Source organism: Bradyrhizobium sp. SZCCHNS3002 (genome assembly GCF_032377435.1).
Taxonomy (GTDB): Bacteria; Pseudomonadota; Alphaproteobacteria; order Rhizobiales; family Xanthobacteraceae; genus Bradyrhizobium.
In genome coordinates, this window is record NZ_JAUHHY010000001.1 from 184,531 (window position 1) to 210,009 (window position 25,479).

Here is a 25,479-nt window from a genome sequence, read left to right on the forward strand (position 1 = left end):
GTTGAATGGGAGCCGTAATGGCCGACACATCCTTCGACGTCATCATCATCGGCTCCGGCCCGGGCGGCTACGTCACCGCGATCCGTGCCGCGCAGCTCGGCTTCAAGACCGCGATCATCGAGAAATCCTACCTCGGCGGCATCTGCCTGAACTGGGGCTGCATCCCGACCAAGGCGCTGCTGCGCTCGGCTGAGATCTATCACTACATGCAGCACGCCAAGGAATACGGCCTGTCGGCGGAAAAGATCTCCTACGATCCGAAGGCGGTGGTGCAGCGCTCGCGCGGCGTGTCGAAGCGGCTGAACGACGGCGTCGGCTTCCTGATGAAGAAGAACAAGGTCCAGGTGATCTGGGGCCGTGCCGCGATCGATGCGCCCGGCAAGGTCACCGTGACCAAGTCCGATGTCGAGGCGCCGAAGGGTGCGCTCGGCGAGGGGACCTATCAGGCCAAGCACATCATCGTCGCGACCGGCGCGCGGCCGCGCGTGCTGCCGGGCCTCGAGCCGGACAAGAAGCTGGTCTGGACCTATTTCGAGGCGATGGTGCCCGACAGGATGCCGAAGTCGCTGCTGGTGGTCGGCTCCGGCGCGATCGGCATCGAGTTCGCGTCGTTCTTCCGCACCATGGGCTCCGAGGTCACCGTGGTCGAGGTGCTGCCGCAGATCCTCCCCGTCGAGGACGCCGAGATCGCCGGCATCGCGCGCAAGCAGCTGGAGAAGCAGGGTCTCAAGATCATGACCGGCGCCAAGGTCACCAAGCTCGACAAGAAGAGCGACAGCGTGGTGGCGACGATCGACGACGGCAAGGGCAAGACCGAGACGGTCGAGTTCGACCGTGTCATCTCGGCGGTCGGCGTGGTCGGCAACATCGAGAATCTCGGGCTGGAGAAGCTCGGCGTGAAGACCGACCGCGGCTGCATCGTCATCGACGGCTACGGCAAGACCAACGTGCCCGGCCTCTACGCGATCGGCGACGTCGCGGGGCCCCCGATGCTCGCGCACAAGGCCGAGCATGAAGGCGTGGTCTGTATCGAGGCGATCAAGGGGCTGCATCCGCACCCGATGGACAAGAACCTGATTCCGGGCTGCACCTATTGCCATCCGCAGGTCGCCTCCGTCGGTCTTACCGAGGCCAAGGCCAAGGAGCAGGGCCGCGACGTCAGAGTCGGCCGCTTCCCCTTCGTCGGCAACGGCAAGGCGATCGCGCTCGGCGAGGACCAGGGTCTGGTCAAGGTGATCTTCGACAAGAAGACCGGACAGCTGATCGGTGCCCACATGGTCGGCGCCGAGGTCACCGAGCTGATCCAGGGCTATGTGGTCGCGATGAACCTCGAGACCACCGAGGAAGAGCTGATGCACACGGTGTTCCCGCATCCGACCCTGTCGGAGATGATGAAGGAAGCCGTGCTCGACGCCTACGGCCGCGTGCTGAATATGTAATCCGCTCACCGGCCGTCATGCGCGGGCTTGACCCGCGCATCCATCCCCTTCGAAAATCCTTGCGAAGGGGATGGATTGCCGGGGCAAGCCCGGCAATGACGGAGATGACCAGACGGGCACAACAAGAAGGCTCCGCCGTGAAATCCAGCGACAATCTCACCACCGAGCGCCCGACCTTCGTCACCCATCTCGAATGCGCGATGGAAGGCGATCATTATCCGGCGGACCAGGTCCACAACCTCTCCAAGGCCGGCAAGCCGCTGCTGGTGCGCTACGATCTCGCAGGGGTGAAACAGGCGCTGACCAAGGACGCGCTGGCGCAGCGTCCGGCCGACATGTGGCGCTATCGCGAGCTGCTGCCGGTGCGCAAATGCGCCGACATCGTGAGCCTCGGCGAGGTGATGACGCCGCTGATCAATCTGCCCAAGCTGTCGAAGAAGCTCGGCGGCGGCGAGATCATCGTCAAGGACGAGGGCCGGCTGCCGACCGGCTCGTTCAAGGCGCGCGGCCTGGTGATGGCGGTGTCGATGGGCAAGGCGCTCGGCATCAGGCACATGGCGATGCCGACCAACGGCAATGCCGGCGCGGCGCTCGCGGCCTATGCGACCTCCTGCGGCATCAAGACCACCATCTTCTGCCCGGCCGATACGCCAGAAGTGAACGTCAGCGAGATCGAGCTGCAAGGCGCGACCGTGTATCGCGTCAACGGCCTGATCGATGATTGCGGCAAGATCGTCGGCGAGGGCAAGGCCAAAGTCGGCTGGTTCGACACCTCGACCTTGAAGGAGCCGTATCGGATCGAGGGCAAGAAGACGATGGGCCTGGAGCTCGCCGAGCAGCTCGGCTGGGACGTGCCCGACGTGATCTTCTATCCGACCGGCGGCGGCACCGGCCTGATCGGCATGTGGAAGGCGTTCGACGAGCTGGAGAAAATCGGGTTCATCGGCGCCAAGCGCCCGCGCATGGTGGCAGTGCAGGCCTCCGGCTGCGCCCCGATGGTGCGCGCCTTCGAGCAGGGCGTCGAGCATGCCACGCGCTGGGAGGACGCCCACACCATCGCGTCCGGCATCCGCGTGCCCCAGGCCGTCGGTGATTTCCTCATCCTGCGCGCCGTGCGCGAGAGCAAAGGTTTCGCCACCGCGGTCGATGACGAGAAGATTTCATCTGCGCTCACCGAGGTCGCGCGCGAGGAGGGGCTGCTGTTGTGCCCGGAGGGCGCGGCGACCTATGCCGCCTACAAGCAGAGCCTGGCCGACGGACGCGTGACGAAAAACGATCGCGTCATGCTGTTCAATTGCGCGACAGGACTTAAATATCCGCTGCCGCCGGTTACCCGCACGCTCGATCGTCACCAGCCGATCGACTTCGGGCAGTTCTAACTAACAACCAGCACCGCGGCCTCGGGCACATGCTCCGGCGCAGACGCATTCGCGTCTGTGACCGGCGCGTGCGACACAAGGGAGGACGTGATGCGACGAGCTCTTTGCGCCGTGCTGTTTGTATGTCTCGTGCTGACGTTGCCGGCGCGGGCCGACAATTATCCCTCGCGCGCGATCACCGTGATCGTGCCGTTCGCCGCCGGCGGCCCGTCGGATGCGATGATGCGCATCCTCGCCGAGCACATGAGACAGACGCTCGGGCAGCCCATTCTGATCGAGAACGTGACCGGGGCGGGCGGTTCGATCGGCGTGGGACGCGCGGTGCGCTCGAAGCCCGACGGCTACACCGTGAGCTTCGGCCATCTCGGCACCCATGTCGCGAACGGTGCCGTCTACCGGCTCGGCTATGACCTCGAGGGCGATCTCGAGCCGGTGGTGCTGCTGCCGAGCAATCCGATGATCATCGTCAGCAGGAACAACATCCCGGCCAAGTCGCTGCCGGAGTTTCTCGCCTGGGTGAAATCGCAGCCGAACCCCGTATCGGCGGGCACCGCCGGCAATGGCTCCGGCAGCCACATCGCAGGGCTCTATTTCGAGCAGGTCACCGGCCTCAAGCTGCAATATGTGCCGTATCGCGGCACGGGGCCGGCGATGAATGATCTGGTCGCTGGCCAGATCGACCTGATCGTCGACCAGACCTCCAACGCCATCAACCAGGTTCGTGCCGGGACGATCCGCGCCTACGCCGTCACCGACGCCAAGCGCCTCGATTCCGCGCCGGAAATTCCGACCACCGACGAGGCCGGCCTGCCGGGCTTCCACATGACCTTGTGGTCGGGCCTCTGGCTGCCGAAGGGCGTCAGCAAGGAGATCGTCGACACCCTCAGTGCGGCGGCGGTGGCCGCGCTGGACGATCCGGATGTGAAAAACCAGTTGAAAAACCTGGGGTTGCAGATGCCGGCGGCCGATCAGCGCGGCCCCGCCGCGCTTGGAACTTTGCAGCGGGCCGAGATCCGCAAATGGTGGCCGATGATCCGCGCCGCAGGGGTGGTGCCCGAGTAGGCGCCCTCAGTTCCTGCCAACCAAGGATGGTTGCGCATCGGCCACGAATGTTGCGACGTCGCCACAGTTTGCGAAGTTTTGGTAACAATCTCCGGCGCTCCGCAAACGCGCCGCTTTTTAGCCACACCTGGTCGTGAAATACTTTGATCAGAACATAACCAGTGCGTGTGAGGCTGCCGAAAATCCACTTGCCGGATTTTGAGCGTTCTCCGCAGCACCGGGAGGCCAAAACAGCGATGGACGCGAAGACCGACATCAAGCGCAGGCTGCCCAGCCGTCATGTGACGGAAGGGCCCGAGCGTGCGCCGCATCGGTCCTACCTCTACGCCATGGGCCTCACCACGGCGCAGATCCATCAGCCCTTCGTCGGCGTCGCCTCGTGCTGGAACGAGGCTGCGCCCTGCAACATCGCGCTGATGCGGCAGGCCCAGGCGGTGAAAAAGGGCGTCGCCCACGCCGGCGGCACGCCGCGCGAGTTCTGCACCATCACCGTGACCGACGGCATCGCAATGGGCCATGACGGCATGCGCTCGTCGCTGCCGTCGCGCGAGGCGATCGCCGATTCGGTGGAGCTCACGATTCGCGGCCATTCCTACGATGCGCTCGTCGGCCTCGCCGGCTGCGACAAATCGCTGCCGGGCATGATGATGGCGATGGTCCGGCTCAACGTGCCCTCGATCTTCATCTATGGCGGCTCGATCCTGCCCGGCAATTTCCGCGGCCAGCAGGTCACGGTGCAGGACATGTTCGAGGCTGTCGGCAAGCATTCGGTGGGTGCGATGTCGGACGACGACCTCGACGAGCTCGAACGCGTCGCCTGTCCGTCGGCCGGCGCCTGCGGCGCCCAGTTCACGGCCAACACGATGGCGACGGTGTCCGAGGCGATCGGGCTGGCGCTGCCATATTCGGCCGGCGCCCCCGCGCCTTACGAGATCCGTGATTCCTTCTGCATGACCGCCGGCGAGAAGGTCATGGAACTGATCGCCGCCAACATCCGGCCGCGCGACATCGTCACGCGAAAATCCCTGGAAAATGCCGCTGCGGTTGTGGCGGCGTCCGGCGGGTCGACCAATGCTGCGCTGCATCTACCTGCGATTGCACACGAGGCCGGCATCAAGTTCGACTTATTCGACGTCGCCGAAATCTTCAAAAAGACACCTTATATCGCGGATTTGAAGCCGGGTGGCCGCTATGTCGCCAAAGACATGTTCGAGGCTGGTGGCATTCCGCTCTTGATGAAGACGTTGCTCGACCATGGCTATTTGAACGGCGACTGCCTCACAGTCACCGGCCGGACGATCGCCGAAAACCTCAATGGCGTGAAGTGGAATCCGCACCAGGACGTGGTGAGGCCGGCCGACCAGCCGATCACTGCAACCGGAGGTGTGGTCGGTCTGAAAGGCAATCTCGCGCCAGAGGGCGCGATCGTGAAAGTCGCGGGCATGTCGAACTTGAAATTCTCTGGGCCGGCCCGCTGCTTTGATCGGGAAGAGGACGCCTTTGACGCCGTCCAGAAGCGCACCTATCGCGAAGGCGACGTGATCGTCATTCGCTACGAGGGGCCGCGCGGCGGTCCGGGCATGCGGGAAATGCTGCAGACCACGGCGGCGCTGACCGGGCAGGGCATGGGCGGCAAGATCGCGCTGATCACCGACGGCCGGTTCTCGGGCGCGACCCGGGGCTTCTGCATCGGTCATATCGGACCGGAGGCGGCGGTCGGCGGACCTATCGCGCTGGTCGCGGATGGCGACATCATCGAGATCGACGCCGAGGCGGGCATCCTTAACGTGAAGTTGAGCGATGCCGAGCTGGCGACACGCAAGACCAAGTGGACGCCGCGTGAGACGCATCACACGTCAGGTGCACTTTGGAAATATGCCCAGCAGGTGGGGCCGGCCGTGGCGGGCGCCGTGACCCATCCAGGTGGTGCGCAAGAGAAGTATTGCTATGCGGACATCTGATCGGATCCTTTTCGCATTGATGCTGGGGGTTGCCCCGCTCGCGTTGCCGACGCCATCGTTCGCGTTCGATGGCGCTCCGGTCAACCAGGAGCCGGCGATCCCCGTGGCTGGACAGCAGGCTGGCGCCGGCGCGCTGCGCAAGGCGCTGCCCGCGACGACGTCCTCGACCTCGCCCACGCAGTCCCTGACGGCGCTGCAATACGCGGCGGAGGAAGGTCACCCGATTGCGCAGTTCAAGCTCGGCCGCATGTATGCGGCGGGCGATGGCGTTGCGCGCGACGACATGCGCGCCTTCGACTATTTCAGCCGCATCGCCAATGCGCATGCGGAGGACAGTCCGTCGGCGCCTCAGGCGCAGATCGTCGCCAATGCCTTTGTCGCGCTCGGCCGCTATTACCTGAGCGGCATTCCGAACACGAAGGTCAAGGCCGATCCGGATCGCGCGCGGGAGATGTTCTCCTATGCGGCGTCCTATTTCGGCAATGCCGACGCCCAGTACGATCTGGCGCGGATGTACCTGAAGACCGCAGACGCCTCGCGCGACGACTTCCGCTATGGCGCGCGCTGGCTCGGCCTCGCCGCGCAGAAGGGCCAGCACCAGGCCCAGGCGCTGCTTGGTCAGATGCTGTTCAACGGCGACCGGTTGCCGCGCCAGCCGGCGCGCGGACTGATGTGGCTCACGCTGGCGCGCGACAGCGCCGGTCCGGACGAAGCCTGGATCAAGGAGAGCTACAACCGCGCCTTCGCCAAGGCCTCGGACGATGACCGCGCCTCGGCGCTGCAGATGCTCGAGAGCTGGGTGCAGGGCAAGCGCGAGTAGCAGGAGCGGAATGCATCGCGTTCCCTCCGTTCGACAGAGGGACTGCGATGATCATCCGCGATGCGACGGCTGACGATGCCGAGGCGGCCTGCGCCGTGCTGCGCGCCTCCATATCCGAATTGTGCCTGGCGGATCACCGCGGCAACCCTGATATCCTGGCGCGCTGGCTCGCCAACAAGACACCGCAGAACGTCGCGGCCTGGGCGGGCGGGCGAGGGCGATCGTTGCTCGTCGCGGTCGAGGATGATGTGATTCTCGCCGTCGGCGGGCTCGCCCACCCCGGCGAGATCACGCTCAACTACGTGTCGCCGCGCGGACGCTTTCGCGGCATCAGCTCGGCTCTGCTGGCGGAGCTGGAGCGGCGGGCGGCCGCACTGGGCGCGCGTGACGTGGCCCTGCTGAGCACCGAGACCGCGCACCGATTCTATCTCGCCCGCGGCTACGCGGATGTCGGCGTGCCCGCCGGCAAGTTCGGCACCGCGGCCTCCTATCCGATGAGCAAGACCCTCGCCACTGCGCCGTGAGTCGCGGGCCATGGTGAGACATCGAGGCCATGGCCGCGGATGCCTAACGAATAGGCGTCGGCGCGCCGATGTTTTGATCAGCGTCAGGTTCCATAACCAAAATCGGCGATCTTTGGTACACGAACGACCGCGATGACGCCAAAACGCGCTTGGCACGATTCGTGAGTGCAAGTCCCCTGCAACAGCAGAGGCGGCACGTTTGCGCAGCGTTCGGATCGGCCTGATCATTCCTCGGCGCGGCTCGGCAGGGTTGTGGGCACCCTCCGCGGAAGCCTGTGGGCGGCTGGCCGTGACCGAGCTGAACCAGGCCGCGGGCATCCGCCGCCGACAGGTCGAGCTGATCGTCATCGACGCCGGCGCGACCGGCGCCAGCGCGGGCCGGGCTGCGGTGGAGGCGGTCGACGAGCTCGCCGTCGATGGCCTGATCGGCATGCTGCCGAGCTACGCGCGCGATCCCGTCGCGCAAGCCGCGCGCGGCCGCGTGCCGTTCGTCTACACGCCCCAGTTCGAGGGCCTGCCGGCGAACAGCGATGTGATGACCACGGGCGAGACCGCCGGCGAATTACTGGGGCCGGCGGTGCAGTGGCTCTCCGAGATCAAGCGCGCCCGGCGCTTCTTCCTGTGCGGCAACGACTACATCTGGCCGCGCTCGTCGCTCGGCATCGCCAGGCGCTTGATCGCGCGCTTCGGCGGGACCGTGACCGGCGAATGCTACGTGCCGGTCGGCGTCCACGATTTCGACGAGATGCTCGACCGCATCAAGACCACGCGCAGCGACGTGGTGCTGCCGGTCTTTCTCGGCTTCGACTGCATCGCCTTCAGCCGCGCCTTCTGCGCCGCCGGTCTCAGCCGTCACGTGCTGCGATTCTCGTCCGCCTTCGACGAGACCATCGTCTACGGGCTCGACAGCGGCGAGACCGAGAATGTCTATGTCGCCTCCAGCTATTTCGCCTCGCTGCGGTCGCGCAACAACGGCGCGTTTCTCGAGCGCTACTACACGGCCTTCGGTGACAATCCGCCGCCGCCCAACGGCTATGGCGAGTCCTGCTACGAAGGCATTCACGCGCTCGCCGCGCTGATCGAGCGCGCCGAGAGCTTCGACGCCCGCGATCTCAGGCGCGTCTTCGGGCGCACGCTGCAGCGGCGCACGGCGCGCGGCAACGAGGCGCAGCCGGTGGTTGGCGGGCGCCATCCGATCCATCTCGCCGAGCTGGATGGCTACGACTTCGCGGTCGTCGCCTCGCGCTGAGGCGCAGGGCGCGCTCCAAAAAACACTTGCCTTTTCAAATATTGTAATTTTAAACTTCTCGCGGATCATGAACCAGCATCATCAACCCATGGGGACCTTTATGACTCTCTCCCGACGTCGTTTCCTGCAACGCTCGGCCATCGCGACCTCGACATTGATCGCGGCACCCGCCGTGCTGCGCTCGGGTGCGCTCGCGGCCGAGAACCCGATCACGGTCGGCAGCCTGCACGACCAGTCCGGTCCCATCGGCACCTCCGGCACGCCGATGGTCTACGCGCTGCAGCTTGCCGTTGAGGAGATCAACGCCGCGGGCGGCCTGCTCGGGCGTCCCTTGAAGGTGATCCACTACGACACCCAGTCCAACATCCAGCTTTATTCGCAATACGCCCAGCAGCTGGCGGTGAAGGACAAGGTCGATGTCGTCCATGGCGGCATTACTTCGGCCTCGCGCGAGGCGATCCGCCCGACCTTCGACCGTTTCAAGGTGCTGTACTTCTACAACACGCTGTACGAAGGCGGCGTCTGCGACCGCAACACCTTCTGCACCGGCACCACGCCGGCGCAGACGGTGGAGAAGCTTGTGCCGAGCGCGATGAAGAAGTCCGGCAAGAAGGCCTACATCATCGCGGCCGACTACAATTACGGTCAGATCACCGCGAAGTGGATGACCAAATACTGCAAGGACAATGGCGGCGAGATCCTGGCGACCGACTTCTTCCCGCTCGACGTCACCAATTTCGGCTCGACCATCTCGAAGATCCAGGCGGCCAAGCCCGACCTCATCCTGTCGGCGCTGGTCGGCGGCAACCACACCGCGTTCTACCGGCAGTGGACCGCGGCCGGCATGAAGGGGAAGATCCCGATCGCCTCGACCACCTTTGGTCTCGTCAACGAGCCCTCGACATTGGATGCGGCGGAGAGCGATGGGGTCATCGGGGCCTACGGCTATTTCGAGGAGCTGACCACGCCGGCCTCCAAGAGCTTCGTCGAGAAGATCAAGAAGGCGCATCCGGATTCGCCTTACATCAGCGAGCTCGCCTCGTGCACCTATGAGGGCGTCATGCTCTGGGCTGAAGGCGTCAAGAAGGCCGGCAGCATCGACCGCATGAAGGTGATCGAGGCGCTCGAAAGCGGCCTCGTTTTCGACGGCCCGAGCGGCAAGGTCTCGCTGGACAAGCAGACCCATCACACCGTCCGCAACGCGTTCCTGGCCGAGGTGAAGGACCGCAAATGGTCGGTGCTCGAGACCTACACCGACGCCAAGCCCGCGGACACCGCGAGCGTCTGTGACCTCGTCAAGAACCCGAACGACGTCAAGCAGTACATCATCAATCTCTGACGCGTGCCGGGTCCCGCCATTCGGCGGGACCCGGTTTCATTGGACTGCCCTGAAAGACCTGACGCATGGCGATCTACGTCATCCTCGCGCTGGATGTCCTCAATGGAATCTCATCGCTGTTCCTGCTCTGCCTGGGACTGGCGATCATCTTCGGCATGATGAAGATCATCAATCTCGCCCATGGCGAGTTCATCATGCTCGGCGCCTACGCCACCGTGATCTCGGCCAATGCCGGGGTGAACATCTGGATCGCGATGCTGATCATCGCGCCCCTGTTCGTCGGCATCGTCGGCCTCGTGATCGAGCGCTGCCTGATCCGGTTTCTCTACGGCCGCCTGGTCGATTCCATGCTCGCGACCTGGGGCCTCAGCCTCCTGATCATCGGCATCATCACCACGATCTACGGCAACACCCAGCAGGGCGTGCCGACGCCGCTCGGCGGCTTCTCGATCGGCTCGTACCAGTCGAGCTACTACACGCTGTTCCTTGCACTGATGGCGGCCGTCATGATGGCCATCATCTACGGCGTGATGCGCTACACCCGGTTCGGCCTGGTCGCCCGCGCCACGATGCAGAACCCGGCGATGGCGGCGACGCTCGGCGTCAACCCGGCCCGCGTCTACATGAGCACGTTCGCGCTCGGGGCCGCCGTGACGGGTCTCGCCGGCGGCCTGCTGGCGCCGGTGTCCGGCATCACGCCGGTGATGGGCGGCGCCTATGTCGCCAAGGCCTTCATGACGGTGGTTGGCGGCGGCGCGGCGATCCTGTCGGGCACGCTCTCGGCGGCGAGCCTGTTCGGCTCGGTCAACCAGATCGGCGCCTATTTCACCACGCCCGTCTATGGCGAGGTGATCGTCTTCACCACCGCGATCGTGCTCATCCGTCTGCTGCCGCAGGGCATCTCCGGGCGCTTCTTCAAGGGGAACCTGTGATGGACAAGCGCCTTCGCCTCGCTCTCCAGGCCGCGGGGACCGTCGTCGCCATTGGCGTGATCGCGATCATGCCGAGCGTGATCGAGTTGTTCGGCCTGATGCAACTGACGTTGTTCGCCGCGATGTCGGTTCTGGCGCTGAGCCTCGCCTTCATCTGGGGCTATGGCGGCATCCTGTCGTTCGGCCAAACCGCCTTCTTCGGCCTCGGCGGCTATGCCTACGCGATCGCTGCCGTCAACTTCCAGGACTCGACGCCGGCGATCCTGCTGGCGATCGCCGTGCCTGCGCTGTTCGCGGCGATCCTCGGCTACTTCATCTTCTTCGGCCGCATCTCGGACGTCTATCTCGGCGTCATCACGCTCACCGTCACCTTGATCCTGTTCAACTCGGTCAATTCGACCTCGGGCGACGCCTACAAGATCGGCAAGGCGCTCCTCGGCGGCTTCAACGGCATGCCGGCGGTGCCGACCTTCAACATGCCGTTCGATCCGTCGACCGTGCTGTCGCCCGAGCAGTCGTGGTGGACCACCGCCTACGTGCTGCTCGGCGTGTTCCTGCTGCTGCGGCTGCTGCTGGCGCTGCCGGCCGGGCGCATCATCGTCGCGGTGCGCGAGAACGAGGTGCGGGCGTCGCTGCTCGGGTACGATCCGCGGCTGGTGAAGTGCCTGACCTTCATCCTCGGCGGCGCCATCGCCGGTCTTGCCGGCGCGCTCTACGTCAACTGGGGCGCCTTCGTCAGCCCGACCATCTTCAGCCTGTCGCTGTCCGCCGAGATCATCATCTGGATCACGGTCGGCGGGCTCGGCACCTTGCTCGGGCCGATCATCGGCTGCGTCGTGATCGAGTACATCGTCGCCTATATCGGCTCGCAGCAGCTCCTGAACTCCAACCTCGTTCTCGGCGGCGTACTCGTGGTGTTCGTGCTGCTCCTGCCGAAGGGCATCTTCCCGACCGCGCGTGATCTGGTGATGCGGCTGATCCCGGACAAGAAGCCGAAGACCAATGGTCCGCCGGTCCCGTCAGCGGCGGCGCCGCATCCTGCAGGAGCCGAGTGACATGGCCGACCTCGTCCCTCTGCTCAAGGCCGAGCACCTGACGATGCGCTTCGGCGGCGTGGTCGCCAATGACGACATCACGTTCACCCTGCAGGAGATGGAGCTGCGCTGCCTGATCGGCCCAAACGGCGCCGGCAAGAGCACGTTCTTCAAGACGCTGACCGGACAACTGGTGCCGACGTCGGGCAGCATCGCGTTCCGCGGCATGCCGATCGCGGGAAAGCTGTCGCACGAGATCGCGCGCATGGGCATCGGCATCAAGACCCAGGTCCCGAACGTGTTCAACGGCCTCTCGGTGCGTGAGAACATCTGGATGGCGGTACGGCGCAAGGCAACGCCGCGGCAGCAGGGGCCGGCGGTCAATGCCGTGCTGGAGATGATCCGGCTGACCGACTACGCCGACAGCATCGTCGCGACGCTGTCCCACGGACAGCGGCAGTGGGTCGAGATCGGCATGGTGCTCGCCGCCGAGCCGGAATTGATCCTGCTCGACGAGCCCGCCGCCGGGATGACCGACGAGGAGACGTTCCATACCGCTGCGATCATCCGCGAGATCAACCAGACCCGCGCCATCGTCGTGGTCGAGCACGACATGGAGTTCATCAAGCAGATCGCCAAGCGTGTGACCGTGTTTCACCAGGGCCGCGTGCTGGTCGAGGATACCGTCGACAAGGTGCTCGCCGACCAGCGCGTGCGCGACGTCTATCTCGGCAAGAAGGTGGCCGCATGAGCACGCTTCTCGAGGTTAAGGGGCTCAAGTCCGGCTATGGGCGGATTCCGATCCTGTTCGGCGTCGACCTGACGGTCGCCGACGGCGAATATCTCGGCATCCTCGGCCATAACGGCATGGGCAAGACCACGGCGCTGCGCACCTTGATGGGACACCTGCCGACCACCGACGGTTCGGTCGTGTTTGCCGGCAAGACCATCACGCATCTCAAGCCGCACGAGCGCTCCCGGCTCGGCATCGGCCTGGTGCCGCAGGGCCGCGAGATCTTCCCGGACCTGTCGGTCATGGAAAATCTGCGCATGGGGCTCGCCGCGGCGCCGAGGGAGGACCGCAGCGTCATCGATGCCGTGCTGCAGGATTTTCCGCGCCTGGTGCGGCTGCTCGACCGCCGCGGCGGCGCGCTGTCGGGCGGCGAGCAGCAATTGCTGGCACTGGCGCGCTGCCTGTGCACAAAGCCCAAGCTGATCCTGCTGGATGAGCCGACCGAAGGCATCCAGCCGTCGATCATCGAGGAGATCATCGAGACGCTGCTGGCGTTGAAGTCGCGCTGGAAGATGTCTTTGATCGTGGTCGAGCAGAACCTCGAATTCATCACGTCGTTATCGGATCGCATCCTGCACATCCAGAAGGGGCGTATCACCGAGGAACTCGACCGTGAGACTCTCCTGGCCCGGGAAGGTCAGATGATCCCGAGCTAGAGCCCGTACCGGCGCGCGCGCGCCGGCCCATTGAACTGACAATTTGCTGTCTCTGCCCAGCTTGTCCTCACAAGAAAGGATGACTCATGTCCATCAAACGCCCGAATGCCGAGGAAGTCGCCGATCTCGCCGCCAGCCTGCACATGAACATGACGGTCGAGGAGGCCGCCGAATATCTGTCGCTGATGGGCGGCATGTTCGACCAGTACGACATCATCGATGAGCTGCCGAACCCGCTGCCGCCGGTGAAATATCCGCGCACGCCGGGCGCCAAGCCGATGCCTAAGGAGAACAAGTACAACGCCTGGGCGATCAAGACCGAGGTGAAGGGTGCGTCGTCCGGCAAGCTCGCCGGCCGCACGGTGGTGCTGAAGGACAACGTCGCGCTCGCCGGCGTGCCGATGATGAACGGCTCGACCACGCTGGAAGGCTTCATTCCCGCAGCCGACGCCACCATTGTCTCCCGCATCCTCGATGCCGGCGGCACCATCGTCGGCAAGGCCGTCTGCGAGCACTTCTGCCTGTCCGGCGGCAGCCATACCTCCAATCCCGCGCCGGTGCACAATCCCTGGAAGATGGGCTATTCGGCCGGCGGCTCGTCCTCGGGCAGCGCTGCGCTGGTGGCGGCCGGCGAGGTCGACATGTCGATCGGTGGCGACCAGGGCGGCTCGATCCGCATTCCCGCGTCCTATTGCGGCATCTACGGCATGAAGGCGACGCACGGTCTCGTGCCCTACACCGGCGTCATGCCGATCGAGTCGACGATCGACCACACCGGGCCGATGACCAAGTCGGTCGCCGACAACGCGCTGCTGCTCGAAGTGCTGGCGGGTGCCGACGGCCTCGATCCGCGGCAATATGCGCCGAAGGTCTCGGCCTACACCGAGGCGCTCGGCAAGGGCGTCAAGGGCCTCAAGATCGGCGTGCTCAAGGAAGGCTTCAGCGCGCAGAACATGGAAGAGGGCGTGGTCAGCAAGGTCAAGGCCGGCGCAAAGCGCTTCGCCAAGATGGGCGCGTCGGTGTCGGAGGTCTCGATCCCCGAGCACATGCATGCGCTGGCGGCGTGGAATCCGATCACGCTGGAAGGCTTCCTGGTGCAGATGATGCTCGGCAACGGCATGGGCTTCAACTGGAAGGGCCTCTACGACGTCGGCCTGCTCGACGCGCATTCCGGCTGGCGCACGCGCGCTGACGATTTGTCGGTGACGTTGAAGCTGACCATGCTGGTCGGGCAGTGGGGCCTCGAGCACTACCGCGGCCGCTACTACGCCAAGTCGCGCAACATCGCGATCCAGGCGAAGGCGGCCTATGACGCGATGTTCGGCTCCTACGACCTCTTGCTGATGCCGACCCTGCCGTGCGTCGCCACGCCGATTCCGGCCAAGGATGCGCCGCTCGCCGAGGTGGTGCAGCGCGCCTTCGAGATGACCGCGACGACGAGCCCGTTCGACGTCACCGGTCATCCCGCGATGACCGTGCCGTGCGGCCTCTCCGATGGCCTGCCGGTCGGCCTGATGCTGATCGGCAAGGACTACGCCGAGTCCACGATCTACCAGGCGGCGGCGGCGTTCGAGGCCGACGGCGACTGGAAGACCTTCTGATGATCACCATCACCGCGGTCATCAGGGCCAAGGCGGGACAAGAGGCCACGATGCGCGACGCCCTCGTCGCCGTCGCGGCCCATGTCGCGGCCAACGAACCGGAGACGATCGGGTTCTTCATCTCGCAGAGCGAGACCGAGCCCGGTCTGTTCACCACCTATGAGCGCTTCGCCGACAAGGCCGCGATGGACCGCCACAACGGCTCCGCCGCGGTGGCGACCTTCTTCGGCATCGCCAAGCCGATCCTCGACGGCGAGGTCATTCTCGTGACCTCGCAGGAGGTGTCGGCGACGATGCGGTAGGGCGCGGCGAGAGATGACCACACCAACCGTTCTTCGAGATGCCCGCCAAGGGCGGGCTCCTCTCGACGAGGGCTTCGGGTTTGGCCGGATGAAAGTCTTCGGCCAAAGCGAGCCTCATGCAAAATCGTACGGGGCTTGCGGCCACACCGCATGCAAGTCCCGCCCTCTATCTCGATCCTCATGGTGAGAAGCCCGTCCTTTGGGCGGGCGTCTCGAACCACGAGGCCCCAAACGACGAGCGCAGAACAACAAGAGGAACATCGCCGATGCTCCGTCTGCACGGCATCCTGGGACGCGCGAGCGACAAGGCTTATGCCGGCCGCATCCACGCGCTGGAGCATCGCGGTGGCATCGAGCTGCTGTTCGTGCCGCCGGAGGATGCCGGCCGCAAGCGCTTCCGCCTGACAACAGATCGCGGCACCGACTGCGCCGTCAGCCTGGATCGCGACGAGGACCTGGTCGACGGCGCGCTGCTGCATCTCGACTCCGATCGCGCCATCATCGCACGTTTTGGCGAGCAGCAGGTATTGCGCCTCAAGGCGCGTGACGAGGCCAGCGCGCTCAAGCTCGGTTGGCATGCCGGCAATCTGCACTGGCGCGTCCGCTTCGAGGGCGACAGCCTCGTCGTACTGCTCGACGCCCCGATCGAGACCTACCGTGCGCGGATCAAGCCGCTGCTCGACGCCGGCGAAGTCGTGGAGCGCGCGCATGTTTGACCGCGGCGAGACGCTGGCCCTGCTGCAACTCGGCGACAGCGCCTTTCCCGCCGGCGGCTTTGCCTTCTCTTGGGGCATCGAAGGCCTCGCCGCCGATGGCCTGCTGTCCGACCGCAGCGATCTCGACGGCGTCATTGCCGATCACCTTGCAAAGCGCTGGGCCACGATGGATCGCATCCTGCTGCGGCGCGCCTGGCACGCTGGCGATACCGCGGCGATGGTAGCCGTGGATCGCCTCGCCGAGGCCACGACGGCGTCGGCCGAGATGCGCGAGGGCTCGCGGCGTGCGGGCAGGGCGTTGCTCGGCGTCTGGGTCAAGCTTGCAGGCCCCTTGTCCGTGTCCTACCGCGCGCGCGTCTCGGCCGATCCGAGACTTGGACACCTCGCCGTGGCGCAGGCGATCGCCGGCCGTGATGCCGGCCTGAGCCTCGATGCCGCCGAGCTCGTCTCCGGCTGGACCCTCATCACTGGCCTCGTCAGCGCCGCGGTGCGGCTCGGCCTGATCGGCCACATCGACTCGCAGCAGAGCCTGGCGCGCGCCCGCGCACGGCTCGGCGATCTGCTCAACGGCACACCCGACGACGACGCGATGCCGTCGAGCTTCACGCCCTTCATCGATATCGCCGTGTCGCGCGGGCCGTTGCGGCACGTGCGCATGTTCACGACCTGAGGTGCCGCGCCATGATGAACCTGTCGCCGACCGAGCTGGATCGTCTCGTGATCTTCAACGCCGCGCAGATGGCGCGGCGCAATCGCTTGCTGGGCATCAAGCTGAGCCATCCCGAGGCGGTCGCCTACATCACCGATGAGGTGATGACCGCGGCGCGACGCAATCTGCCCTATGCCGAGATCCGCGACATGGCCGGCCGGTTGCTGACCACCGATGACGTCGAGCCCGGCGTCGCGCAGATGATCCCGATGCTCTATGTCGAGCTGATGTTCGCCGAGGGCACCAAGGTGATGGCGCTGTTCGAGCCGATCCAGCCGGCCGAAGGCGCAGCCGCCGAGGAGATCGTGCCCGGCGAGATCATCGCCGGCGGCGACGACATCGCGATGTTCACGGAGCTGCCGGCGGTCACCATCGACGTCGTCAACACCGGGGATCGCGACATCCAGGTGCGCAGTCACACCCACTTCTTCGAGGTCAATCGCGCGCTGCGCTTCGACCGCGCCGCCGCCTGGGGCATGAAGATCGACCGGCCCGCGGGCTTGGGCATCCGCTTCGAGCCGGGGATCTTCAAATCGGTGCGGCTGGTGCCGATCACCGGCGACCGGATCGTGCGCGGCCAGGCCGGGCTGGTCAATGGTCCGCTCGATGCGCCCGGCGCGCGCGACGCCGCGCTGAAGCTCGCGCAATCGCGTGGCTATCTCGGAGCCTAGGTCATGGCAACACTGACACGGCAAGCGTATGCCGAGCTTTACGGTCCCACGAAAGGCGATCTCGTCCGGCTCGCCGACACCAGCCTGCTCGCCGAGATCGAGCACGACTACACGAGTTACGGCCATGAGCTGCTGGTCGGTGCCGGCAAGAACATCCGCGACGGCGAGGCCGTCGCGGCGCACCGGACGTCCACTCACAAGGCCCTCGACGTCGTCGTCAAGAACGCGACCATCGTCGACGCCGTGATCGGCATCGTGAAGGCCGACATCGGCATCCGCGACGGCCGCATCGTCGGCATCGGCAAGGCCGGCAATCCCGACATCATGCCGGACGTGCATCCGGACATGGTGGTCGGTCACACCACCGCGCCGATCGCCGGCGGCCCGTTCATCGTCACCGCGGGCGCGATCGAGAGCCACGCGCATCTGATCTCGCCGGAGCAGTCGGATCACGCGCTGGCCGGCGGCACCACCACGATGGTCGGCAACGGCTCGGGGCCGGTGTTCGACGTCGGCTCCGGCTCGGGCCCGAACTTCGGCCATTTCCTCAAGTCGATCGAGTTCTCGCCGCTGAACTACGCGCTGTTCGGCCGCGGCGGCTCCAATCCCGCAGCGGTCGAGGAGGCGGTCGCGGCCGGCGGCATGTCGGTCAAGATCCACGAGGACTTCGGCGCGTCGCCCGATGTCATCGACAAGACCCTGATCGCGGCGGATCGTCACGACTTCGCGGTGCATCTGCACACCGACTCGATCAACGAATACGGCTTCTGCGAGGACACGATGGCGGCGGTCGATGGCCGCACCATCCACATGTACCACGTCGAGGGCGCCGGCGGCGGCCATGCGCCCGACCTGCTCAAGGTCGTGTCCTGGCCAAACGTGATCCCGTCCTCCACCAATCCGACCAATCCGTACACGTCGTATGGCATGGAGGAGGGCGTGCCGATGACGATGATCTGTCATCAGCTCAACTACAATTCACCCGAGGACGTCATGTTCGGCGAGGCGCGGGTGCGCGCGCAGTCGATGGCGGCGGAGGACTTCCTGCACGACATGGGCGCGATCTCGATCTTCGGCACGGATACGCAGGGCATGGGCCGGCTCGCCGAGAACGTCGCCAAATGCTGGCAGCTCGCGAGCGTGATGAAGGACCGCATCGGCCGGCTGCCGGAGGAGACAACTGTTCGGGCCGACAATGAGCGCATCAAGCGCTACGTCGCCAAGCTCACGATCAATCCGGCTATTGCCGTCGGCATCGATCATGTCGTCGGCTCCATCGAGGTCGGCAAGATGGCCGATCTCGTGCTGTGGCCGCGCGCCTCGTTCGGGCTGAAGCCCTACATGGTGATCAAGAACGGCTTTCCGGTCTGGGCCGCGATGGGCGACGGCAATGGCAGCCTCGGGCTGTCGGAGCCGATGATCCAGAAGCGGATGTGGGGCGCGCTTGGCGCAGCGCCGCAGCGTCTCGGCGTCAACTTCATGTCGAAGCTCGCGGTCGACGCCGGCATCCGCGGCAGGCTCGGGCTCGGCCGCGAGACGGTGCAGATCAAGAACGTGCGCCGCCTGCGCAAGACCGACATGGTCCGCAACGCGGCGATGCCGCATGTCGAGGTCGATCCGCAGACCTTCGAGGTCCGCGCCGACGGCAAGCTCTTGATGTGCCCGCCCGCGACAACCGTGCCGCTCGCGAGGAGGTTCATGCTGCGATGAGCCGTCTCGCTCTCACCCGCGCCGATGCGCCGATGACGGCCGCGCGCGTCGGCATCGGCGGCCCCGTCGGCTCCGGCAAGACCGCGTTGGTCGAGCAGCTGATCCCGGCGCTGCAGGCGCGCGGCATCGACATCGCCGTCATCACCAACGATCTCGTCACCGCCGAAGATGCCGAGCGCGTGCGGCGCTCCGGCCTGATCGACCCCGAGCGGGTCTCGGCGGTGGAGGCCGGCGCCTGTCCGCACACCGTGATCCGCGAGGACCCGACGCTCAACATCGAGGCCGCCGACGAGTTGGAGCGGCGCTTTCCCGGCGTCGAGCTGATCCTGCTGGAGAGCGGCGGAGACAATCTCGCCTCGACCTTCTCGCGCGACCTCACCGATTTCTGGATGTTCGTGATCGACGTCGCCGGCGGCGACGACATCCCGCGCAAGCGCGGCCCCGGCGTCATCCGCGCCGATCTCCTGGTCATCAACAAGGTCGATCTCGCCCCTCATGTCGGCGTCGATCTCGCCCGCATGCAGCGCGAGGCGACGGACGTGCGCGGCGGCCGGCCGGTGCTCCTGACCAACTGCCGGCGCGGCGAAGGCGTGAACGCAATCGTCGATCTGTTGGAGCGCGAGGTTTTGTTCCGCTCGTGAGCGCTTCCGCCCCAGAGCCGCCGCGGCTCGATCTCTCCTTCGTCCGCCGGGGCGGACGTACCGTGATCGACCGGCGCCTGTTCGCCTGGCCGTTTGTGCTGACGCGCAGCTTCCACGCCGATGCTGCGCGGCCGGATTGCCTCAGGGTGATCTTGCAGACGGGCAGTGGCGCGGTGCATGGCGAGGACCGGTTGACGCAGCGCTTCACGCTATCTGCGGGTACAGCCGTTTGCGTGGCCACGCAGGGCGCCACCTCAGTACATCGCGCCGAGCCGGGCGCACGTGCCAAGGAGCAGGTTCTGCTCCGGGTCGCGACCGGCGCCAGGCTCGACTATCGGCCGGAGCCGCGCATCCTCTTTCCCGGGGCGGCCCTGTGCCAGGTGCTCGACCTGAACTGCGCCGCCGATGCATCGGCGCTCGTCACCGACGCCTTCACGATGCATGACCCGGACGGGCAAGGACGCTTGTTCCGCGAGCTCGACTCCGCGCTCGTCGTGCGCCGGACGGGCGAGGAGCCGCTCCTCATCGACCGTATGCATCTGAGCGATCCTGATGTCGCCGTCTTCAACGGTCATCGCGCGTTCGGCTCGGCCGTGCTGATGTTGCCGCCGACGAACGATCTCGCCGCGCTCCGCCAGCGTCTCGCCGATGCGCTGTCCTGCATCGACGGCCTCTACGCCGCGGCGAGCCTGCTGCCGGAGAGCGCCGGTCTCGGCGTGCGCCTCGCCGCCCGCGAGATGCGCCAGCTGCGCACCGGATTCGACGCGATCGCCGCGATCTATCGCGAGGCGGCGGCTCAGGCCCCGAGCGCGCCGGCGACGGCGCGGCCGACCGCTGCGTGAACCGCGTTGCGCTTCTCGTCGCTGGCCTTGGTCTCGGTGAGATAGCTGCTCACGAGGACCGGCGCGCGCCCTGTCGGCCAGATCACGGCGACATCGTTGCTGCTGCCGTTGTCGCCCGCGCCGGTCTTGTCGCCGATGCGCCATTCGCCGGGCAGGCCGGCGCGCAGCTTGGCGCCACCGGTCTTGCAGGCGATCAGCCAGCCATTCAGGACATCGCGCGACGCCGCCGACAGCGCAGTGCCGGTGGTCAGCTTCGCCAAGGTCTGGGCCATCGCCGCGGGCGTGGTGGTGTCCCTCGGATCGCCGGGCACGCTTTCATTGAGCGCAGGCTCGATGCGGTCGAGCCGGGTGATGGCGTCGCCGAAGCCGCGGATGGCGCGGGTCAAGCCGGCGGGGCCGCCGAGCGTCGCCAGCAGCAGATTCGCCGCGGTGTTGTCGCTGAGCGTCACGGTCGCCTCGCACAATTCGCCGACCGACAGGCCCGACGTCCCCACATAGGCCTTGGTGACCGGCGCATAGGACAGGATGTCTCCTTGCGCGATCGGAATGCGGCGCGCCAGCTGCTCGGAGCCGGCATCGACCTTGGTGAGGATCGCGCCCGCCAGCAGCGCCTTGAAGGTGCTGCACATCGGGAACCGCTCGTCGAGCCGATGGCCGCCGAGGGCGCCGCTCGCGGTGTCCAGCAGGGCCACGCCGAGCCGACCGCCGCTGTCGGCTTCGATGCCGGCGATCGTCGCCTGGAGGTCGGCGGCAAGCGCCGGCTTCGCCGCCAGCAGCGGCACGAGTGCGAGCGGAAACAATTGCCGCCGTGTGTACATCGTCATCGAGCGTCCTCGAGTGACGCCGTCTCGAGATCGAAATCGGCCCACACCGGCACGTGATCCGACGGCTTCTCCCAGGCCCTGACATAGCTGTCGATGCCGACCTCGACCAGCCGGTCGCTGGCTTGCGGCGACAGCAGCAGGTGATCGATCCGGATCCCCATGTTCTTCTGCCAGGCGCCGGCCTGATAGTCCCAGAACGTGTACTGCCCCGGCGCATCGGTCACGGCGCGCAGCGCGTCGGTGAGCCCGAGGCCGAGCAGCGACTGGAAGCTCTCCCGTGTTTCGGGACGGAACAGCGCATCCTCGACCCAGGCTTCGGGGTTGGAGACGTCGGCGGCGGCCGGAATGACGTTGAAGTCGCCTGCGAGGATCAGCGGCTCCTCGGTCTTCAGCCGTTCACGCGCGTAGTCACGAAGCCGCGACATCCATTTGAGCTTGTAGGGATATTTTTCCGTGTTCGGCGGGTTGCCGTTGGGCAGATAGAGGCAGGCGATGCGCACCACCCCGCTCTTGAGGCTGACCACGCCCTCCAGGAAGCGCGCATGCACGTCCTCGGCGTCGCCATCCAGACCCGATTTGGTTTCATCGAACGGCAGCTTCGACAGCAGCGCGACGCCGTTGAAGGTCTTCTGACCGTGGGTCACGACGTTGTAGCCGAGCGCCTCGATCTCCAGCCGCGGGAATGCGTCGTCCGTGCACTTGATCTCCTGCAGGCAGACGATGTCCGGGGAGCATTCCTTGAGCCAGGTCAGAAGGTGATCGATCCGCTGCCGGACCGAATTGACGTTCCAAGTGGCGATACGCATGGCCTGAGGTTCCCGGGGGGAAAGAGAAACGGCCCCGGTTAGATCAAGCCGCGACCACTCCGGTCAAGGCGAATGGCGTCGGAATCACAGGCGGTGCAACAATGCCATGCACGGTGCGGCATGGTCGGGGGCGCGCGCTGCGCGTATTCATGCGGCCAACACCCAGGGAGATCATGATGGACCATCGACGTCTCGGCCATTCCGGCCTCCGCGCGCCCGCGCTCAGCTTCGGCACCGCGACCTTTGGCGGCAGCAACGACTTCTTCAAGGCCTGGGGCGGGACCGACGCTGACGGCGCCTCCCGGCTGATCGACGTCTGCCTCGATCATGGCCTCTCGATGTTCGACAGCGCCGACGTCTATTCGGACGGCCTGGCCGAGAGCATTCTCGGCCAGGCCATCAAAGGCAAGCGCAACCGCCTGCTGATCTCGACCAAGGCGACGTTCCCGAAAGGCAGTGGCCCGAACGACTATGGCTCCTCGCGCCAGCATCTGATCGAGGCGATCGACGGCTCGCTCGCGCGGCTCGGCGTCGACCACATCGACCTGTTCCAGCTGCACGGCCAGGACTACAACACGCCGGTGGAGGAGACGCTGTCCACGCTCGACCAGCTCGTGCGCGCCGGCAAGATCCGCTACATCGGCTGCTCCAACTTCTCCGGCTGGCACCTGATGAAGTCGCTGGCCGCCTCCGACCGCTACGGCTATCCGCGCTATGTCGCGCATCAGGCCTACTACTCGCTGCTCAACCGCGACTATGAGTGGGAGCTGATGCCGCTGGGCCGCGACCAGGGCGTCGGCGCCGTGATCTGGAGCCCGCTCGGATGGGGCAAGCTGACCGGCAAGATCCGCCGCGGACAGCCGGCCAAGCCCGGCACCCGCGCCCACGACATCGCCGGCACGGGACCGCATTACGAGGAGGAGCGGCTGTATCGCGTCGTCGATGCGCTCGACGGCGTCGCCAAGGAGACCGGCAAGACGATTCCGCAGGTGGCGCTGAACTGGCTGCTGCAGCGCCCGACCGTGTCGACCATCATCGTCGGCGCCCGCAACGAGAGCCAGCTCATGGAGAACATCGGCGCGCTCGGCTGGAGCCTGGCGGCGGAGCACGTGGCCACGCTCGATGCCGCCAGCGACATTCCCGCGGCCTATCCGGTCTGGCATCAGCGCGGCTTCCCGATGCTGAACGAGCGGCGCTAGCCGACGAGCGAAACTGCTGTGGACCATCGGCCGCAGGCCTCGTGCCTGCGGCCGATGCATTTGACGACGTCCCCCGGCCGGCACTAAAATCACGCTTCGATCGTCACGTGGCCGCGCTCCGGTCATCCTGGAGCCGCCACAACGGGGGGCATCGACCCCGGACCGATCGGCGGTTGAGCCTCACGACTGTGCCGGACCCGCAGTCTTCAATGTGACGATGTTTGGCTCACTAAGTCGTCCCGGCGAACCGCATCCGATTTGTGCTGAAGAGCGAAACTCTCGCTCCTCACCCTGAGGAGCCCGCCGCAGGCGGGCGTCTCGAATGGCGAGGCCCACACTGTGGCCTCATGGATCGAGACGGCGCTGCGCGTCTCCTCACCATGAGGGGGCAGCTCCGAGAGCGGCGCTGCACCTTGATCATGCGAAGCTGCTTACGGTGAACGATGGTGGCGTACTCGGCTCGCCGGCTGTGCGATCAAATGCTCCATCCCTCCGCCGGATAGGCCAGCGCTTCGCTTGGCCTGATCTCCGCGCCCAGCCCGTTGCAAAATCGGCTGGCATAGAACGCCAGCGGCAGGCCGTCCTGGTGCCGGCACCAGCGCACTTCGCCGATGAACAGCGTGTGGTCTGCGATCTCGATCGCGTTGACGACCTCGCAGCCGAACTGCGCGATCGCCTGCGGCAGCAGGAAGAAGCCATCGCGTTCGTCGAAGCTTGGTGCGCCCTGCGCCAGTGGTGCGCCGGCGAAATGCCGGCCGATCGCGACGTCATCCGCCGCGAGCACGTTGACCGCATAGCGGCCGGAGGTACTCACCGCCTGCCAGGTGCGGCCGCGCTTCAGCGAGACCAGCACCGTGGGCGGCTGCATCGAGACCGTGGTGAAGCTGTTCGCGGTCATCCCGACCGGTGCGCCCTGGGCATCGCGGCTCGTCACGACGGTCACGCCTGTCGAGAACCGCGAGGCGGCAGCGCGAAAGCTGGCCGGGTCCGGATGATGGCTCATCGGCTTCTCTCCGCCATCACGCTGCGAGCCTTGCCCGGTCATCGATCCAGGCATGAATACGCCGGTCGCTCGCCAGCCGGTCCCACTGCCGCTCCGGATAGTTGAAATTGTCGGTGAACTCGTCACAGAGCGCGCGATCCTGCGCCATGGTGAAGATCAGCCGGCCCATCGCCTCCGACGGCGGCTGCAGCATCAGATTGGTCCAGCGCGCCGCGGCGAGCACGCGGTTCTCGCGCGCGCGATCGACCGTCTCGACGAAGCGGTCGTCGAACGCCACGGCGTCAACGATCGCCTTGCCCAGTTCGAACGCGGCGTAGGAAGCCATGTTGGCGCCCTGGCCCATCATCGGATCGACCACGGAGTGCACGTCGCCGAGCGCGATCGCGATCTTGCCGTCGTCGAAGCTCACCGAGGAGCGCCGTACGGTCGGCACCACCGCGCCCTGCAAGAGGTCCAGCGGCTGCAGATCGAAGCGGTGCGTGTCGATCCGGTTGTAGGTGTGCGGATGGTGCTTTTCGAGCTTGTCGAGCAGCGTCTGCCGAAAGGCCGAGGGATCGGCGTCGTAGTTGAGCGACACCAGCTCGGCCATGTCGCCGCCGGGAATGTTCTCCATCAGCAGCGCCGTCTTCATGCCGCCGAAGGTCAGCGTCGGGATCACGATCATCTCGCCATGGCCCGGCGACACCGACAGCGTGACGCCGCGCGGATCGTCACCCTCGGGGCTGCCGTGATCGACGCCGTCATAGAGGCCGACGCAGAGCAGGCGCTGCGGCTGGTTGTAGGGCGACAGCTCCGGCCGATGGCTGAACATCCGCCCGAGCGCGCCCTTGCCGGTCGACACCACCAGCAGGTCGAAGCGCGCCACCAGCGCCGGAATGTCGTCGTCCTGGATGCTGGCGTATTCGATCGTGCCGCCGCGATCTTCGAAATCCTTCATCAGCGCCGGCAGGTAGATCCGGTAGTCGACCGCGCGGCTCGGCTGCTTGAAGGCGCCGCGGAAGAGCAGGGGGCTGCCCGGAAAATTGAAGAAGTGATCATGGTGGTGATAGACGACATCGGGATCGTCCCAGTGGTTCACGCCGAGCTCGTTCTCGCGCGCCACCGTGATGCCGTGATGCGCCACCGTGTTCATCAGCCGCGTTGCAGCATACTGCTCGGGCGCGCGATCCGTCAGGACGGTCGCCTGGATCCCGTGCTGCTGCAGATAGAGCGCCAGATGCAGCCCGCCGATGCCGGCGCCGACGATGCCAATCGACTTCTCCATGGG

Annotated in this window: 25 protein-coding genes; 21 read left to right on the forward strand and 4 right to left on the reverse strand. The window is 66.1% G+C overall.

What is annotated here, in order from left to right; translation table 11 throughout:
• Positions 1 to 17: 17 nt before the first annotated feature.
• From lpdA to QW845_RS00945, 20 genes are all read left to right on the forward strand, one after another.
• Positions 18 to 1,439, forward strand: a complete 1,422-nt coding sequence (lpdA, locus tag QW845_RS00850) for a dihydrolipoyl dehydrogenase (protein ID WP_315799786.1) — start codon at positions 18 to 20, stop codon at positions 1,437 to 1,439.
• A 137-nt stretch (positions 1,440 to 1,576) separates the two neighbouring features.
• Entirely contained in the window at positions 1,577 to 2,818 is a 1,242-nt protein-coding gene (locus tag QW845_RS00855) for a threonine synthase (RefSeq protein ID WP_315799787.1), read from the forward strand.
• A gap of 90 nt (positions 2,819 to 2,908) precedes the next feature.
• Positions 2,909 to 3,880: a tripartite tricarboxylate transporter substrate binding protein BugD gene (locus tag QW845_RS00860; protein ID WP_315799788.1), complete on the forward strand. Its 972-nt coding sequence runs from the start codon at positions 2,909 to 2,911 to the stop codon at positions 3,878 to 3,880.
• Positions 3,881 to 4,116: 236 nt separating this feature from the next.
• Entirely contained in the window at positions 4,117 to 5,841 is a 1,725-nt protein-coding gene (gene ilvD / locus QW845_RS00865) for a dihydroxy-acid dehydratase (RefSeq protein ID WP_315799789.1), read from the forward strand.
• Between the two features lie 103 nt (positions 5,842 to 5,944).
• Positions 5,945 to 6,661 carry a tetratricopeptide repeat protein gene (locus tag QW845_RS00870; RefSeq protein WP_409977886.1) on the forward strand — a complete coding sequence of 239 codons (717 nt, stop codon included), beginning with the start codon at positions 5,945 to 5,947 and terminating at the stop codon, positions 6,659 to 6,661.
• A gap of 47 nt (positions 6,662 to 6,708) precedes the next feature.
• Positions 6,709 to 7,185 (forward strand): GNAT family N-acetyltransferase, encoded by a 477-nt coding sequence (locus QW845_RS00875; RefSeq protein WP_315799790.1) that lies wholly within the window; start codon positions 6,709 to 6,711, stop codon positions 7,183 to 7,185.
• 199 nt (positions 7,186 to 7,384) lie between these two features.
• On the forward strand, positions 7,385 to 8,434 hold the full coding sequence (locus tag QW845_RS00880; RefSeq protein WP_315799791.1) for a substrate-binding domain-containing protein: 1,050 nt from the start codon (positions 7,385 to 7,387) through the stop codon (positions 8,432 to 8,434).
• Positions 8,435 to 8,534: 100 nt separating this feature from the next.
• On the forward strand, positions 8,535 to 9,773 hold the full coding sequence (locus tag QW845_RS00885; RefSeq protein WP_315799792.1) for an ABC transporter substrate-binding protein: 1,239 nt from the start codon (positions 8,535 to 8,537) through the stop codon (positions 9,771 to 9,773).
• A 65-nt stretch (positions 9,774 to 9,838) separates the two neighbouring features.
• Positions 9,839 to 10,705 (forward strand): ABC transporter permease subunit, encoded by an 867-nt coding sequence (locus tag QW845_RS00890; RefSeq protein WP_315711674.1) that lies wholly within the window; start codon positions 9,839 to 9,841, stop codon positions 10,703 to 10,705.
• Positions 10,705 to 11,760 carry a branched-chain amino acid ABC transporter permease gene (locus tag QW845_RS00895; RefSeq protein WP_315799793.1) on the forward strand — a complete coding sequence of 352 codons (1,056 nt, stop codon included), beginning with the start codon at positions 10,705 to 10,707 and terminating at the stop codon, positions 11,758 to 11,760. The genes QW845_RS00890 and QW845_RS00895 overlap by 1 nt, the downstream gene beginning before the upstream one ends.
• A 1-nt stretch (position 11,761) precedes the next feature.
• Positions 11,762 to 12,490 (forward strand): ATP-binding cassette domain-containing protein, encoded by a 729-nt coding sequence (locus QW845_RS00900; RefSeq protein ID WP_315711676.1) that lies wholly within the window; start codon positions 11,762 to 11,764, stop codon positions 12,488 to 12,490.
• Positions 12,487 to 13,188 (forward strand): ABC transporter ATP-binding protein, encoded by a 702-nt coding sequence (locus tag QW845_RS00905; protein WP_315799794.1) that lies wholly within the window; start codon positions 12,487 to 12,489, stop codon positions 13,186 to 13,188. Before QW845_RS00900 ends, QW845_RS00905 begins: the two co-directional genes overlap by 4 nt.
• Before the next feature lie 86 nt (positions 13,189 to 13,274).
• Positions 13,275 to 14,789 carry an amidase gene (locus tag QW845_RS00910; protein WP_315799795.1) on the forward strand — a complete coding sequence of 505 codons (1,515 nt, stop codon included), beginning with the start codon at positions 13,275 to 13,277 and terminating at the stop codon, positions 14,787 to 14,789.
• Positions 14,789 to 15,091: a putative quinol monooxygenase gene (locus tag QW845_RS00915; RefSeq protein WP_315799796.1), complete on the forward strand. Its 303-nt coding sequence runs from the start codon at positions 14,789 to 14,791 to the stop codon at positions 15,089 to 15,091. Before QW845_RS00910 ends, QW845_RS00915 begins: the two co-directional genes overlap by 1 nt.
• A gap of 266 nt (positions 15,092 to 15,357) precedes the next feature.
• Positions 15,358 to 15,807 carry an urease accessory protein UreE gene (gene ureE, locus QW845_RS00920; RefSeq protein ID WP_315799797.1) on the forward strand — a complete coding sequence of 150 codons (450 nt, stop codon included), beginning with the start codon at positions 15,358 to 15,360 and terminating at the stop codon, positions 15,805 to 15,807.
• Positions 15,800 to 16,477, forward strand: coding sequence for an urease accessory protein UreF (locus tag QW845_RS00925; RefSeq protein WP_315799798.1), 678 nt, complete (start codon positions 15,800 to 15,802; stop codon positions 16,475 to 16,477). Before ureE ends, QW845_RS00925 begins: the two co-directional genes overlap by 8 nt.
• A gap of 11 nt (positions 16,478 to 16,488) precedes the next feature.
• Positions 16,489 to 17,187 carry an urease subunit beta gene (gene ureB / locus QW845_RS00930; protein WP_315799799.1) on the forward strand — a complete coding sequence of 233 codons (699 nt, stop codon included), beginning with the start codon at positions 16,489 to 16,491 and terminating at the stop codon, positions 17,185 to 17,187.
• 3 nt (positions 17,188 to 17,190) lie between these two features.
• Entirely contained in the window at positions 17,191 to 18,897 is a 1,707-nt protein-coding gene (gene ureC, locus QW845_RS00935; protein WP_315799800.1) for an urease subunit alpha, read from the forward strand.
• Positions 18,894 to 19,538, forward strand: a complete 645-nt coding sequence (ureG, locus tag QW845_RS00940) for an urease accessory protein UreG (protein WP_315799801.1) — start codon at positions 18,894 to 18,896, stop codon at positions 19,536 to 19,538. The genes ureC and ureG overlap by 4 nt, the downstream gene beginning before the upstream one ends.
• Positions 19,535 to 20,380, forward strand: a complete 846-nt coding sequence (locus QW845_RS00945; protein ID WP_315799802.1) for an urease accessory protein UreD — start codon at positions 19,535 to 19,537, stop codon at positions 20,378 to 20,380. The genes ureG and QW845_RS00945 overlap by 4 nt, the downstream gene beginning before the upstream one ends.
• On the opposite strand, the gene bla is transcribed toward QW845_RS00945, so the two are convergent.
• Both bla and xth read right to left on the reverse strand, forming a co-directional pair.
• Positions 20,335 to 21,204 carry a class A beta-lactamase gene (bla, locus tag QW845_RS00950; protein WP_315799803.1) on the reverse strand — a complete coding sequence of 290 codons (870 nt, stop codon included), beginning with the start codon at positions 21,202 to 21,204 and terminating at the stop codon, positions 20,335 to 20,337. The genes QW845_RS00945 and bla overlap by 46 nt on opposite strands.
• Positions 21,201 to 22,010, reverse strand: a complete 810-nt coding sequence (gene xth / locus QW845_RS00955) for an exodeoxyribonuclease III (RefSeq protein WP_315799804.1) — start codon at positions 22,008 to 22,010, stop codon at positions 21,201 to 21,203. Before xth ends, bla begins: the two co-directional genes overlap by 4 nt.
• A gap of 176 nt (positions 22,011 to 22,186) precedes the next feature.
• Here xth and QW845_RS00960 point away from each other — a divergent pair, with 176 nt between their 5' ends.
• A complete protein-coding gene (locus QW845_RS00960) occupies positions 22,187 to 23,209 on the forward strand; it encodes an aldo/keto reductase (RefSeq protein ID WP_315799805.1) in 1,023 nt (340 codons plus the stop codon).
• Positions 23,210 to 23,684: 475 nt separating this feature from the next.
• Here the strand turns inward: QW845_RS00960 and QW845_RS00965 are convergent, their stop codons facing one another.
• Together QW845_RS00965 and styA are read right to left on the reverse strand one after the other, a co-directional pair.
• A complete protein-coding gene (locus QW845_RS00965; protein ID WP_315799806.1) occupies positions 23,685 to 24,212 on the reverse strand; it encodes a flavin reductase family protein in 528 nt (175 codons plus the stop codon).
• A 16-nt stretch (positions 24,213 to 24,228) separates the two neighbouring features.
• Positions 24,229 to 25,476: a styrene monooxygenase subunit StyA gene (gene styA / locus QW845_RS00970; protein WP_315799807.1), complete on the reverse strand. Its 1,248-nt coding sequence runs from the start codon at positions 25,474 to 25,476 to the stop codon at positions 24,229 to 24,231.
• Positions 25,477 to 25,479: the final 3 nt, after the last annotated feature.